Origin of the sequence: Enterococcus sp. DIV1094 (assembly GCF_017316305.2) — a bacterium.
Taxonomy (GTDB): Bacteria; Bacillota; Bacilli; order Lactobacillales; family Enterococcaceae; genus Enterococcus_B; species Enterococcus_B mangumiae.
In genome coordinates this window covers 2,399,313-2,412,894 of the sequence record NZ_CP147250.1, presented here as the reverse complement: position 1 = coordinate 2,412,894, position 13,582 = coordinate 2,399,313, and the positions used below count along the sequence as shown (strand labels likewise).

Here is a 13,582-nt window from a genome sequence, read left to right as displayed (position 1 = left end):
CTTACGTTAGGATGGTGAATATGTCATTATTATGTAAATTAGTTCCTGAGCGTTGTATCGCATGTGGTCTATGTCAAATCGAGGCGTCTGATATCTTCGATTATGACGAAGAAGGAATCGTCTTATTTGCACAAGAGCCAGAAGCACATCAACAATTCGTTCAGCCTTTAGAAGAAGTCAATGTAACCAAAGCTTATCAAAAATGTCCGGTTCGAGCAATCTTACTCGAAAAAGAACATTGATACTTTTCGTTCAACTAACTCCTAAATGAGCGGGTGTGACAAATCAGTGACCCTTTCTTATAACCGAATTGGCGACAAAAGAATAGAACCTCGATCAATGAGGCGGTATCCCTAAAAATTATTTTTCCATTTTTAGGGATACCGTCTTGTTTTTGCAGTAACTGCTTTTGTTCGATCCATTTACTTTACATGATCGTTCTCACTTGATGTGGTTCAACCAATTCATCATGGTCGTCACAATTGCTGTCTGTTGGTCTTGATTGCTGATCGTTGCTTCGCCATCACCTTTTTGATGACCATAACTACCAAAACCACCATGGTTTCCGCCGGCAATCGAAACAAATTCTGTTTGTTCAGGCAAGTAAGCTTTTGCTTCTTCAGCGGCTTCTCGGTTCATTACTTCATCTTCACTTCCAGTAATACTGATGACTGGAAAATCTGTTTCGGCCAACGTTCCCTTTTCATCTGGATAACTTGCCATGAAATAAACACCTTTTAGTTGCTCATCATCCAAGTTTGCATTCGCATAACGACTCGCCATTACGCCACCTAACGAATGACCGCCAATCACAAAATCTCGGTCTTTGAAATCCTCTCTGATTTTGTCCGCTTTATTTCCACTTAGAATGGCTAATTCAAAAGGCATTTTAGCAATTGCTACGGTGTAGCCATTTTCTGCCAATTGCTCTGCCCATATGCTATAACTTTCTGGTTCAACGAGCGCTCCAGGATAAAAAATCACGACTGGCCGTTCCTCCGTTTTTTGTGATTCGAATAATAAATAATCCTCTTTATCTACTCCTTGCTTGAACGATTGCTCTGCTTGAGCAGTTGGTTCGTAGACACTTTGCTGCCAATAAACATACCCTCCTACAGCACCTAATCCAAGCACGATCACTAATCCCAGCAGGACTCGTTTGAATATTTTCAAAAAATCACCTTCCATCCATCATCTTTCATTTGGTACTTCTATACACTAAATAAAATACGAAAAAAATGCAAATGATTTTATGCAAGTTGTTATTATTGGATCGAATCGTTAGGAGCAACAATGCAAAATGAAAGCCACCACTATTTTGATAAAGTTCCTCAAATAGTGGTGGCTTTCCTACATTGTTATATCAGATTCAATTTATGTATTCACTGTTGTGCATGACCGCATCTCATTTACTCTAGAAAATGATCAATCAACTAGAAATTCGATGTGGGGACTACTTTGAAGTAACTTTCCCTGACTGAATTAGGTAAGTCGAAACAGTTCGTTTTAATTCATCAAATTCTTTTTTACTAGTAGTAATATCTAAAATGAATTTAACTGCCTCTTGCTGGCTAAAATTTGTTGTATATCCATTTGCTTGAAAAAAAGTAATCATCGATACAAATGCTGTACGTTTATTTCCATTATAAAAAGGATGCTTTGTAGCTAAATTAATTGTAAGTATAGATGCTTTATCAAATATCGTAGGATACAAATCTTTACCAAAAACTGACTGTGCAGGTTGATTTATTGCCATATCTAGTGCAGTAGCATCTTTTATACCGATTGTCTCACCTTGAGAATATGCTAAAATTACTTTAGCATTTATCTTTATGATATGATTTTAAGTCAAATATATCATAGGTCGACCAAATCTTTCAATGCTTGATCATATTGATTCATCACAGAGTCAACAATAGTATCAATATCAATTTCCTCTTGTGCTTTTACTATCCTTACTGCTCCATCTGTATCAAATATATAACTAATAGACTCTCCAGTTTTAACTCCAATATACTCTTTTACTTCATTTGGTATTGTTGTTACATCACTATTTCCAGATTTTCTGATTTTATATTTACGAATTTTGTCCATTAACTTTTTCCTTTCTGTTTATAATACATTTAATATGTAGATACATATTATCATAGTATCTACATTCCAACAAATTTCTAAGTATGAGAAATAGCTATTATTCTTGTTACTTAATTATGGATATTTAGTTCTTAAAGAAAGCCACCACTATTTTGATAAACTTCCTCAAAATAGTGGTGGTTGCTTTTTATGACTATTCTTAGTTTCTCAACTAATGAATGGCTTACTTCCCACACAAGCGATAAACCGCTTCTGCGTAAATTTCCATCGCTTTGTACATGCTGCTCAATTCCCAGCGTTCATTCGCTTGGTGCATGAAGTCTGGTGTATCAGGGAACATGGCTCCGAAAGCGACACATTGGTTCATCGTACGTGCAAATGTTGCTCCACCAGAGACAAATGGTTCCGTCATATCTCCTGTGATTTCGCGATATGTTCCTAATAAGTTTTGGATCAATTCGCTATCTAAAGGAACATATAATGAATCTAGGAAGTCAAATTCTTCATAAGATAAATCGTATGCTTTGATTTTTTCTGTCATTTTTTCAACAAGATCATCTTTCTTGAAAGTGACAGGAATACGCATGTCCACACCGATTTTTGTTTGTTCAGGTGTGATTTCCAAGCTGGCAAAGTTCATTGTCAATTCACCGGATTGTTCGTCGACAGTCTTGCCAACCACATTTTCACCAGTCGCATTTTCTTGAACTACTTCGCCTAAAAACGCGATTGGGGCGAAATCAAAGACTTCACTTAAAGCAATCGCTAAACGAGAAATCGCATTGACACCTTCGGCTGCATCTTTTGCGTGGATACTTTTTCCTAAAACAGTGATCGAGTCACCATGATCTTCAAAATCGAAGTTGTGCTTCGTCAATGCTTCTTTTACTTCTGCTAATTTTTCACCTGAATATGGTGCTGAATCAGGCACTACGTTTAGGGCGCCACCTGCATTCACACTGAATTCGTTTGTTCCAGGACCTGTCAAGTAAGCTTGCAATAAGCCTTTTTCTGCATAGATCAATGGAAATTCTGCATCTGGTGCAAAACCTTGAGTGATGCCTTCTTCTTTTTCATTGTATTTATCTAAACAACGCCAAAGATTTTCTTCATCCGTTCCGAAGATAAACCGAATGCGTGTATTAAATTCTACTCCAGCATCCATCAATGCTTTTACCGCGTACATTGCAGCAATTGACGGGCCTTTATCATCTTGTGAGCCACGGCCGACTAACCAACCCTCTTTGATTGTTGGATCAAAAGGTTTAGATTCCCAGTTTTTTTCATCGCCCGCAGGAACTACGTCCATATGGCATAAGATTCCAAATAATTCATCACCTGAACCTACTTCAGCATAACCATAGTAGCCTTCAGGGTCTTTAAATGTTTTGAAACCTAAGCCTTCACTGATTTCCAACACTTTATCTAATGCTTCGACTACTTTTTTCCCAAAAGGATGTCCTTCTCCAGAATCAGACTCATCTAATACAGATGGAATTCTGATCAATTCACTTAATGATTCTAATGCTTGTTCATGATGTTGTTCTGTTACAAATTGTTTCATCAACTTTGCCTCCTCATTATTTTAAAAAAGATGACGCTAGAAAATACTGCTTTGTTCCGATACTCTCTTGTTAGAATCATTGTGACATCAGTTATCCAAAAACCTAGATGTGTAAAAGCTCACTCCTTCGGAAATAAGCGACAAAAACCCAAAAATCTAGTTTCGGGTTTTGTCGCTTATTTCTTAGAGCTGAGCGTTTCTGTCACCATTTCATCAACAGGATCACTCGTTTTTTCAAAGGCCTTATTTCTATCGACGATCGCTTACCTATAAGTGATACATCGTGTAGGTCGAATAAAGTGTTCGTATCATTTTATCCAACCATAACTATTGTTCATTATTTATCATAGAACTTTCTTTGCTATTTGTCTAGGATTAGAACATTGCTGCTACGCCCAAGATCACACAGATTGCAACGAATAAAATAGCAATCAGTTTTCCAGTGAATTTCCACCAGATTGAGATATCAAAGCGAGCGATCGCGATCGCACCCATTACGATAGCAGAAGTTGGCGTGATCAAGTTAACTAAACCAGATGCTGATTGATATGCAGTGATAACTAGATCTTTACCAACACCAGCAAATTCTCCCATTGGTCCCATGATACCCATTGTCGCAGCTGCTAAGCCTGAAGTTGATGGAATCAAGAATGACATAGGGATGTAGAAGATAAATGTCAGAATCAAGAAGACGCTTGATGACAATGAGCTTAATCCTTGTTCTCCCCAATGTAGGATCGTATCAGTGATCAACCCGTTATTCATTACTACTTGGATACCACGAGCAACAGCTACAACGATCGCTACACCGATCAAGTCTGAAGCTCCTGCTAAAAATTCTTTAACAAAATCAGATTCTTTCATACCGTAAGTGATCGCTACAACGATTGACATCACTAAGAATAACATAGTGATTTCAGGGAAGTACCAGTCACCTAAAGGCAACATGTTTTTACCTAATACAGTACCAACTACTGGCAGACCAGTGATCCAGTTTGTCAATGATTCAAAAATCGTGAAGTTTTCGTTCAATGTTGTCCATGGAATCAAACTAATGATCATGATACCAAAAGTAAGGAAGAACAAAACATTTACATGTTTTTGTTTCTTCGTGATCATTTCTTGACGGTTGATTGCTTCAATATCAAAATGTTTCATGTCTTCTTTACGTTGGTCGTAGACTAAAGATTTGGTTGGATCTTTTTCTATTTTCGAAGCATAACGGTAAACGTAAATAATCGAGATTGCTAGTAAGACAACAAACATGAAGAAACGTAAACCGATTCCTTCACCCATTGAAATACCAACTGCTTGTGAAGCTACCCCAGTTGCAAATGGGTTAACTGTCGATGCCAAACAGCCGACTTGAGAACCAACTAATACGATAGCGACCGCTGTAACAGTATCAAAACCAACTGCCATCATTACAGGGATCAATAATGCATAAAATGGAATTGTTTCTTCTGCCATTCCATAAGTTGATCCACCTAAAGCGAATAATAGCATCAAAACAGGGATCAACATTTTTTCTTTTCCTTTGAAGCGTTTGACAACACTTGCGATCCCAGCATCTAAAGCGCCGGTTTTATTGATGATTCCTAGGAAGCCACCGACAATCAAGATAAAGAATGAAATTGGAATTGCCGCAGGGGTTTCTTTTGTTAATTCACCAGCTGGCACACCTAACATTCCGTTGACCGGAGCCATAAAGATATCCCAAAGTCCTTGTGGATTTTGTGGGACTCTTTCATAAGATCCCGCGATAATTCTTCCTGCTTCATCCACACTGTAATGTCCAGCTGGGATGAACCATGTTAGCACAGCGATGATGGCAATAATAATGAATAAGACCGAATACGCTGAAGGCATTTGAAATTTCTTCTTCGTTGTTTGTTCCATTTTCTTCTTCCTTTCTCGTTTCAAAAAATCAGTAATACATCGTTATTTTATCAAAAAGATGATAAGAACAAAAATAATAACTAGTAGATTTGAGAAGTTTTATTCAAAACCCTCGTTTTTTGCCCCTCCTTTGTTAAAATAGTTGAAATGCTTTACTCGTACTAATTGTAGCGTTTTCGTCCGGTGTTATATCTTGTCCATTTAACAAACAAAAAGAGAAGGATTTCACATAAAAACGTATAAAATACATTTTTATACAAAAACCCAAAAAATACTCAGACACGATTTATAAAACGCTTACACAATGTCAGTTATTGAATTTTTTTTCATATAAAAATATTAAGAAAAACTTTAGAAAATAGATGATAACTACAATAAATTCGGCTCTATAATAAAGTGGACTGATGAATCAATTCTGATTCGTCAGTCCACTTTTTCTTTTTGGGTATTAAAAAACATATCGTTCTCTAGTATGATTAAATCACCACAAAATAAACAACTGAGAGGACGATATGCTCTATGGAAAATTCTATCAAAAAAATGCTCCGATTAACAGATAAATATTTAACCATCCAAGATGTTTCTTACGAAACGTTCCATCAAACCAATACTTTAGTTATTGACGCAGTGTTAGCTCCTCCTACTTCTGCTTGTTTGACTTGTGGCTCTGCCGTGAGAGATTCGAAGGGGAAAACGGTCATTGTCAAAAATGGCAAGAAAATGACCTGCATTCGTTTCGATCAATTCAACCATTTACCGCTAATCATGCGGCTGAAGAAACAACGTTATCACTGTAGAAACTGCCATACCCATTGGACAGCCCAAAGCTATTTTGTTCGGCCAAATCATTCGATTGCCGAGCATGTAAAAATGAAAATCATTGCTTTACTCACCGAAAAGGTCTCCTTATCTTTTATCGCAAAGCATTGCCAGGTGTCTATTCCAACGGTGACGCGTATTTTGAAGTCGTTAAAAACCTATTTACCAAAACAAGCCAAGCGCCACCTGCCCAAAGTATTGATGGTCGATGAATTTCGTTCCCATGTATCCTCAGAAGATAAGATGAGTTTTATTTGTGCCGATGGGGAAACCGGGCAATTAGTTGATATCTTACCCACTCGAAAATTGTCTCGGTTGACCACTTATTTCCAGACATGTGTGAATCCATCTGACGTCGACTATTTAGTTACTGATATGAATGCGGCGTATTTTCAACTAACAAAAAAAGTATTTCCTCATGCCAAACTGGTCATTGATCGTTTTCATGTGATCAAACACATGAATCAAGCGTTCCAAGATTTTCGTGTCCGTGAAATGAAACGCCTGATTGCTTCGGGCAATCGGACAATGCCAAGGAAATTAAAAAGCCATTGGCGCTTACTCACCAAAAATCGGAAGAATATCAACCACACAGAATATAAAACTTGGCGTAGCTTTCGTGCCCCAAAGTATCCTTACCTGACAGAAGCCATGGTGCTTGACCGTTTATTAAGTGCTTCAACTGCCTTGAAAGTCGCCTATCAAGCGTTCCATGAACTAGCGGATGCCTTTCGTGACAAAGACCACGAGTCATTTTTCACTCTCTTGCATCAGTTACCAGAAACATTAGATAAAGAATTTCGGCTAAAACTACAAAATCTTCTGAGCTATGAAGAAGGGATTCGTCATTCTTTGATTTATCCTTACTCTAATGGGAAAATTGAAGCAAAAAACACCCACATCAAAACACTCAAACGAGTGTCTTATGGCTTTAAATCATTTGAGAACATGCGCATCCGAATCTTTTTGACGAATCAAGTCATTCACGTCAAATAACGAAGAAAATCCGGAGAAGAAGTGTTCACTTCTTCTTCCGGATTTCACTTGATTGCACTCATCAGTCCTTATTGACAAAGAGCCATAAATTCTCCTATGTATCTTATTTTTTGTATCAAAATATACTTGTTTATATTCTTTATAAATAACTTGATAACTTTTTTAGCAAAAAAAACTTGAAAGCAGCAACTGCCACTTTCAAGTTTACTTGTATATTCTAGCGTAAGATGTAAAGTATCTTTTGGAAGAGTTTCTTACTTTTTATTTTGCCATACTCTGGCGTTTTTCTAGTTGGTGTTGTTTTCTACTTAACCAAGGTAGTAATTTTGCGTGTAAGACTAGGAATGCAACACTTACTAGGAAACCTTTTATCAGGTTGAATGGTACAATACCGATTGCAATATAATTAGCCATCGTTGTATTTAACATTTGATCCGCTGACAACCCAAAAAATAGTAAATAAAGTGGTGTGATCACAAAATAGTTCGCAATACTCATGAAAATAGTCAATGAAAGTGTTCCAGCGATTACTCCCAAAATTTGATTTTTTCCTTTTTTCATTCTGTTTCTTTGGAAAATGTAGTAGATCGGTAAAGTGAAAACTGTTGTTGAAAAGAAACTAGCTACGTCGCCGACTAGATTCGCTGGACTAAAACCGGTCGTGATCAAATGTAAGAGCGAACGCAAAAATGCTGTAACGATTCCTGCGAATGGTCCAAATAAAAACATACTGATCAATACTGGGATATCACTAAAATCGATTTTCAAGAAATTAAACGCTGGCATGATTGGAAATGAAAAAAGTTGCAAAACCAATCCGATTGCAGCAAATAATGCGACTGCAACCATTTTTTGTACTCGGGTGTTCTTCATGTTGAAATCCTCCTGTTGGGATTCCTCTTCAGCGAACTATTTAGCAATGCAAACACAAACAAAAAAACTCTATTTTCGCAGGGGAAAATAGAGTTAGAGTCATTTGTACACACGGATGCCAAATAAGCTCTATCTTCTTTATCCAGACTTTACTGTCGGTATCGGAATTTCACCGATTCAGCTACTCGCAAAAGTAGGTCGTGGACTATAACCACCGGTCGGGAATTTCACCCTGCCCCTGAAGACGAACCATATCTAATTTTTGTTTACTTTTTTATTATACTTAGTTCATCCCAAAAAAGCAAGGGATTTAGTCTTACAAAAAGTAAGTTGTTACTTTGATTGATTCAATAGCTGACTGATTTCTTTTTTATTCAGCTCACGATACTCACCAGGACGCAAGCCTTGTAAAGTCAATTCACCGTATTTTTCACGTTTTAATTTTTGGACAGGTAAACCAACGGCTTGCAGCATATTTTTTACTTGGTGGTTCCGTCCTTCGTGGATCGTTAATTCTACGATGCTATGATTGGTATGCGGATCAACAGATAAAATGGCATACTTTGCAGGTGCAGTTTTCTTGCCTTCGATCTTGATCCCTTTTGTCAAAGGATTCAACGCTGATTTAGTGGCGATCCCTTTGACTTTGGCAACATATACTTTATCGACTTCATGTTTTGGATGGGTCAATCGTTGTGCAAAATCGCCATCATTCGTTAGTAAAAGAATGCCCGAAGTATCATAATCTAGTCGTCCAACTGGGTAGATGCGTTCCTTGACCATTGGTAAAAGATCAGTCACTACTTTACGGCCTTTGTCGTCTGCTACAGCAGAAATGACGCCTTTTGGTTTATAAAGTAAATAATAACCATATTCTTCTTGATAGATCGGCACTTGGTCTACTTCCACTGTATCGTGTTTGCCTACTTTCACACCAAGCTCTTTTACGACTTGACCATTTACTTTCACTCGACCAGCTAAAATATATTCTTCAGCTTTACGGCGAGAGGTGATTCCCGCATGAGCAATTACTTTTTGTAATCTTTCCATCATTCATTTTCTCCTTCATGCACGCCATCGAAAAATAAATCAAGAGGTGCGTCTTCTTCCAGTGAACGTTCGATATCTTGAATATCAGGTAGATCGGTTAATGATCTTAGCCCAAAATAATCTAAAAAATGATTCGTTGTCCCGTATAAAATCGGTCGACCAGGTCCATCGACCCGACCTTTTTCTTCGATCAATTGGTGCGCCGTCAAGCGTTGGATTGCTCCAGAAACTTGAACGCCACGAATCAGCTCGACCTCGCTTCGCGTGATCGGCTGTTTATAAGCGATGATTGCTAATGTTTCAACAGCTGCCTGGGATAAAGTATTCGATGTCCCTTGCGCATATCTTTTGACGATCGGCGCCAACTCTTTTTTTGTCGTTAACACGATTTGTTTTTCTGTTTCAAAAAGATGCAACGCCGTATTGTCATTTGCTTCATAACTAGCTGCTAATTCCGCCACTAAAGCAGCAGTTTCTTCTCGTGTATGGCCCAACAAGGCACTTAATTCTTCGATTGTGGTTCCTTCTTCTCCTACTATAAAGAGGATTGCTTCAAGTTCACTTAATTTCGTCATGTTGTGTATCTCCTACTGCTGGATAAAGCATGATTGATTCGTAATTTTTTTCTTGCTGTGCCACGATCTGTCCGTTTTTCATCAACTCTAGAATGGCCAAAAATGTCGTAACGACTTCATTTCGCGAAGGTGTTTCAAAAAACGATTCAAACGAACAACCACTCTTCAAAGAAATGATCCGTTGTTGGATGAATGTCATTCGTTCTTCGATCGTCGCATCATCGGGCGCAATCGTCTTCTCTTCTTTTTGGGCAAATTTCTTTCGTTCTAAAATCTTTTGCATCGCCTGAAATAAATCGATTTTTTTCACTTGTCCGCGTTTCAATGGTTTTTCTTGCCCTAATAATTCATCGATGGCAGAAGGTTCTTTGGTGAAATACAGACTACGTTCTTCTGCTTTTTCTGTGAGTTTCTCTGCTGCATACTTGAATTTACGGTATTCTAACAGCTGATTGACTAATTCCTCACGAGGATCTTCTTCCCAAAATTCTTCTTCGTCATTAAACGCTTCTTGGATTGGCAATAAGGTTTTACTTTTGATCGCCATCAGCGTCGCTGCCATTACAAGATATTCTCCTGCGACAGCTAACTCAAGTGTTTTCATCGTATGGATATAGTTCATATATTGCTCCGTGATCGTAGCGATCGGGATATCGTAAATATCGATCGACATATCTTGGATCAAATGAAGGAGTAGATCTAATGGACCTTCAAAGACATCTAACTTGATATTGATTTCTGTCACATCATTCACTCTTTCCTTCATTGATCCATCTGCTTAAATAAGCTTCCGTGATATCGGTTGGGTGGATCAGTACATCTGGGTATTTTTCTTGCAATTCATTCAACATTTGAAAACCAATATTTTCGCCACGATAGGAAGGATTCAGTGAAATATCATGAATCGTCATCTGGTCTTTTTCGTTCCATTGCACGCCAATGATTCCTTGGATATTTGTGGAATCTTCAGGTGTATAGAAAAAAAGTTCATGATCTTCAGCAGATTCATACGTATCGATCTCTTTTAGTAAACTTGATTCTGCATTCAACTTCTTATGAAAGCTTAATAGTCCCATCGCGATTTTACGGTTTTCTTTACGATAATGTGTTAACATTTTCTCACCATCCTATAACTATGCCCTTGGGAAATGCTGCTTGTAGACATCTGTCATTCTTTTTTTCGTGATATGTGTATAGATTTGTGTCGTTGAAATATCTGCATGGCCTAAAAGTTCCTGAACTGTACGCAAATCTGCCCCGTTCTCTAATAAATGGGTCGCAAAACTATGTCTTAACGTATGGGGCGTAACTTCTTTGAAAATCCCCGCTTCTCGAACGAGTTGTTTTAAATTTTTCCATATTCCTTGTCGCGAGAGGCCCGAGCCGTGATGATTCAAAAAGACATGCATTTCGGATGGGTTTTTGACCAACAAAGGTCGGACTTCATCTAAATAACGTTCTAACCATTGGATCGCATAATCACCTAATGGAATGATCCGTTCTTTATCTCCTTTTCCTAAAGTCTGTACAAGTCCTAAAGATAAATGTAAGTCACCTAACTTCAGCCCGACTAGTTCACTGACACGCATCCCAGTCGCATACATAACTTCTAAAATCGCGCGATCTCTGATCCCTAAACTTTTTGTTATATCAGGGGTTTCAATCAAGCGCTCGACTTCTTTTAGAGATAACGTATTTGGTAATTTTTGTGCTTTCTTTGGTGTCTCGATGTGTTGCATTGGATCTTGTTCTGTATATCGTTCTTGTCGCAAAAATTGATGGAATTTTCTTAAACTTGTGATCATACGTGTAATCGTTGCAGAAGCTTTATTTTCTTCATGCAACGTTTCTAAATACTGAATGACGATAAACCGATCAATCTTTTGCCAAGACGTTATATCGTGTTCTTTCAAATAGCGTAAGTATTGATTCAAATCTCGTTCGTAACTTTTTCGAGTATTGAACGATAACCCACGTTCGATACTTAAATAGCGAAGATATTCATTGATTTCTTCTTCCATCATTCTCACCTCATGCTTCTTTATCATATCAGATAGCCTTTGGTTTCGGTAGTCTATTTTTTGGTAGACACTTCAAAGAAAAAGCCGTCTATCAATTCAGACGGTCTTTCTTTCTTTTTTCTTATTATAGCATTCTTGGCAAATGCCATGAAAGGTCAAACGATGATCTTTGACAAAAAAGTGATAGCGTTGCTCGATGACTTGTTCCACTTCACTCAGCAAGTCTTCTTCCACTTCCTCGATCGTTCCACATTCTAAGCATAGTAGATGATGATGAAAATGCTTCGCCCCTTCTTTTCGCAGATCATAACGTGCCACGCCATCATTGAAGCTGACTTTATCGATGATCTTTAGATCTGTCAAAATCTCTAACGTTCGATAAACCGTAGCCAAGCCGATCTCTGAGTTTTTCTTTTTAACTAAAAAGAAAACTTCTTCTGCTGACAAATGTTCTTTTTCATTCTCTAAGAGGACAAGCAAAGTTGCTTCTCGTTGTGGGGTCAGTTTAAACCCTGATTCATGTAGCTGTTGCTTTGTTTTTTTCATTACTGACATTGTATTCATGCCCATTTTCTCAACCCCGACAATTTATAATGATTATAATTAAGATATCCATTCAACCGTTCTAGATTAAAATTATTATAAGCTAGACGAGAAAAACATGCAAGTCATTCTCAATTAGATTTTTTTGCTAATTTTGTCACACCATCTTCTTGTTTGATCAATCCTTGTTTCAACAAATTACCTAAAGCTCGCTTAAACGCACCTTTACTAATACCAAACGCACGTAGAATTTCTTCTGGGTCTGATTTGTCCGTAAAGGCAATTTGTTGATCTGCTGAACGTTCTAAGATCGTCAAGATCATTTGTGCATCATCAGAGATCGTTTCGTGTGCACGTGGTTTCAACGAAATATTCAACACGCCATCCGGTCTAGCACCAACGACACGTCCTTCTAGTTTCTCACCTAAACGTGGTTCACGGAAACGTTCGGAAGGATGAATGAACCCAATATAAAAATCATCCGTCAATAAATACGTACCAGTCAGTTTTAAACGATAAGCCGTACCTGAAATATTTTTGTTTTTTAGTTCTTCCGATCCATGCTTACTTAGTGATTTGAAGATTCTCTCTTCTGCAAGACTTCCCCAAATGCGGTCTTTTGCATCTACTCGTAAAGCAATCATCAATTGATCGCCTTTTTTCGGCCACAATTCAGTCATTGTTGGCAATTCGTCTAAAGAAACAACAAAATCTTTGTCTGGTAGACCAATATCAACAAAGACACCTAAATCTTTTCTTGAAGAAGTGACAGTTCCAAAGGCATAATGTCCGATACGACTTTTAGGAATCACCGTTGTAAAACGATTTTCTTGTTTTTGGTTTTGATAACCAAACCCTTCGACTGCTTCGCCGATCGTATGCTCCCCTTCCTCTTTACTCAATCGGAAAGTTTGTCCGTTTTTTTGGACAAAATAGTTTTTTTCATTTTCGTCAATTACCATTGCGGTAAATACGTTTGCTAATAATTCGTTCATTTTCTTCTCCTTTTCTAAAAGGCCTCTGTATTCCAACATTTCTTTGCTATCATAACATAACGGCTTCTTAATGGATAGAGATTCTCCATAAAAGGTTGCGTTGACAATGTTCAGTCAGAATAAGCCGTAAAATCCGAAATATCCTCATATTTT

15 protein-coding genes and 1 riboswitch are annotated in these 13,582 nt (G+C 37.8%); of the genes, 2 read left to right on the top strand and 13 right to left on the bottom strand.

What is annotated here, in order from left to right:
* Nucleotides 1-20 precede the first annotated feature (20 nt).
* Entirely contained in the window at nucleotides 21-242 is a 222-nt protein-coding gene (locus DOK79_RS11510; RefSeq protein WP_206859335.1) for a ferredoxin, read from the top strand.
* Nucleotides 243-441: 199 nt separating this feature from the next.
* Here DOK79_RS11510 and DOK79_RS11505 read toward each other — a convergent pair whose 3' ends face one another.
* From DOK79_RS11505 to DOK79_RS11485, 5 genes are all read right to left on the bottom strand, one after another.
* A complete protein-coding gene (locus tag DOK79_RS11505) occupies nucleotides 442-1,173 on the bottom strand; it encodes an alpha/beta hydrolase (protein WP_206859336.1) in 732 nt (243 codons plus the stop codon).
* A 280-nt stretch (nucleotides 1,174-1,453) separates the two neighbouring features.
* The gene (locus tag DOK79_RS11500; protein WP_339093325.1) at nucleotides 1,454-1,837 is read right to left on the bottom strand and encodes a type II toxin-antitoxin system death-on-curing family toxin; all 384 of its coding nucleotides are present in this window, start codon (nucleotides 1,835-1,837) and stop codon (nucleotides 1,454-1,456) included.
* Between the two features lie 20 nt (nucleotides 1,838-1,857).
* A complete protein-coding gene (locus tag DOK79_RS11495) occupies nucleotides 1,858-2,094 on the bottom strand; it encodes an AbrB/MazE/SpoVT family DNA-binding domain-containing protein (RefSeq protein WP_104775664.1) in 237 nt (78 codons plus the stop codon).
* A gap of 223 nt (nucleotides 2,095-2,317) precedes the next feature.
* Nucleotides 2,318-3,658, bottom strand: a complete 1,341-nt coding sequence (locus DOK79_RS11490; protein WP_206859339.1) for a M20 family metallopeptidase — start codon at nucleotides 3,656-3,658, stop codon at nucleotides 2,318-2,320.
* A 375-nt stretch (nucleotides 3,659-4,033) separates the two neighbouring features.
* On the bottom strand, nucleotides 4,034-5,557 hold the full coding sequence (locus DOK79_RS11485) for a YfcC family protein (RefSeq protein WP_206859341.1): 1,524 nt from the start codon (nucleotides 5,555-5,557) through the stop codon (nucleotides 4,034-4,036).
* 519 nt (nucleotides 5,558-6,076) lie between these two features.
* Between DOK79_RS11485 and DOK79_RS11480 the strand changes: the two genes are divergently transcribed.
* Nucleotides 6,077-7,372: an ISL3 family transposase gene (locus tag DOK79_RS11480; protein WP_206859623.1), complete on the top strand. Its 1,296-nt coding sequence runs from the start codon at nucleotides 6,077-6,079 to the stop codon at nucleotides 7,370-7,372.
* A gap of 261 nt (nucleotides 7,373-7,633) precedes the next feature.
* Here the strand turns inward: DOK79_RS11480 and DOK79_RS11475 are convergent, their stop codons facing one another.
* The 8 genes from DOK79_RS11475 to DOK79_RS11440 all read right to left on the bottom strand — a co-directional run bounded on the left by DOK79_RS11475 (nucleotide 7,634) and on the right by DOK79_RS11440 (nucleotide 13,429).
* A complete protein-coding gene (locus DOK79_RS11475) occupies nucleotides 7,634-8,245 on the bottom strand; it encodes an ECF transporter S component (protein WP_206858857.1) in 612 nt (203 codons plus the stop codon).
* 127 nt (nucleotides 8,246-8,372) lie between these two features.
* A riboswitch (FMN riboswitch) is annotated at nucleotides 8,373-8,495 on the bottom strand.
* 83 nt (nucleotides 8,496-8,578) lie between these two features.
* Nucleotides 8,579-9,295: a pseudouridine synthase gene (locus tag DOK79_RS11470; RefSeq protein WP_206858859.1), complete on the bottom strand. Its 717-nt coding sequence runs from the start codon at nucleotides 9,293-9,295 to the stop codon at nucleotides 8,579-8,581.
* Nucleotides 9,295-9,870, bottom strand: coding sequence for an SMC-Scp complex subunit ScpB (gene scpB, locus DOK79_RS11465; RefSeq protein ID WP_206858852.1), 576 nt, complete (start codon nucleotides 9,868-9,870; stop codon nucleotides 9,295-9,297). The genes DOK79_RS11470 and scpB overlap by 1 nt, the downstream gene beginning before the upstream one ends.
* A complete protein-coding gene (locus tag DOK79_RS11460) occupies nucleotides 9,854-10,624 on the bottom strand; it encodes a segregation/condensation protein A (protein WP_339093323.1) in 771 nt (256 codons plus the stop codon). Before DOK79_RS11460 ends, scpB begins: the two co-directional genes overlap by 17 nt.
* Nucleotides 10,617-10,985: a GNAT family N-acetyltransferase gene (locus tag DOK79_RS11455; RefSeq protein ID WP_206858841.1), complete on the bottom strand. Its 369-nt coding sequence runs from the start codon at nucleotides 10,983-10,985 to the stop codon at nucleotides 10,617-10,619. The genes DOK79_RS11460 and DOK79_RS11455 overlap by 8 nt, the downstream gene beginning before the upstream one ends.
* An 18-nt stretch (nucleotides 10,986-11,003) precedes the next feature.
* On the bottom strand, nucleotides 11,004-11,891 hold the full coding sequence (xerD, locus tag DOK79_RS11450) for a site-specific tyrosine recombinase XerD (RefSeq protein WP_206858858.1): 888 nt from the start codon (nucleotides 11,889-11,891) through the stop codon (nucleotides 11,004-11,006).
* A gap of 96 nt (nucleotides 11,892-11,987) precedes the next feature.
* Nucleotides 11,988-12,461, bottom strand: a complete 474-nt coding sequence (locus DOK79_RS11445; protein WP_206858839.1) for a Fur family transcriptional regulator — start codon at nucleotides 12,459-12,461, stop codon at nucleotides 11,988-11,990.
* A 104-nt stretch (nucleotides 12,462-12,565) separates the two neighbouring features.
* Nucleotides 12,566-13,429, bottom strand: a complete 864-nt coding sequence (locus DOK79_RS11440) for a CvfB family protein (protein WP_206858838.1) — start codon at nucleotides 13,427-13,429, stop codon at nucleotides 12,566-12,568.
* Nucleotides 13,430-13,582: the final 153 nt, after the last annotated feature.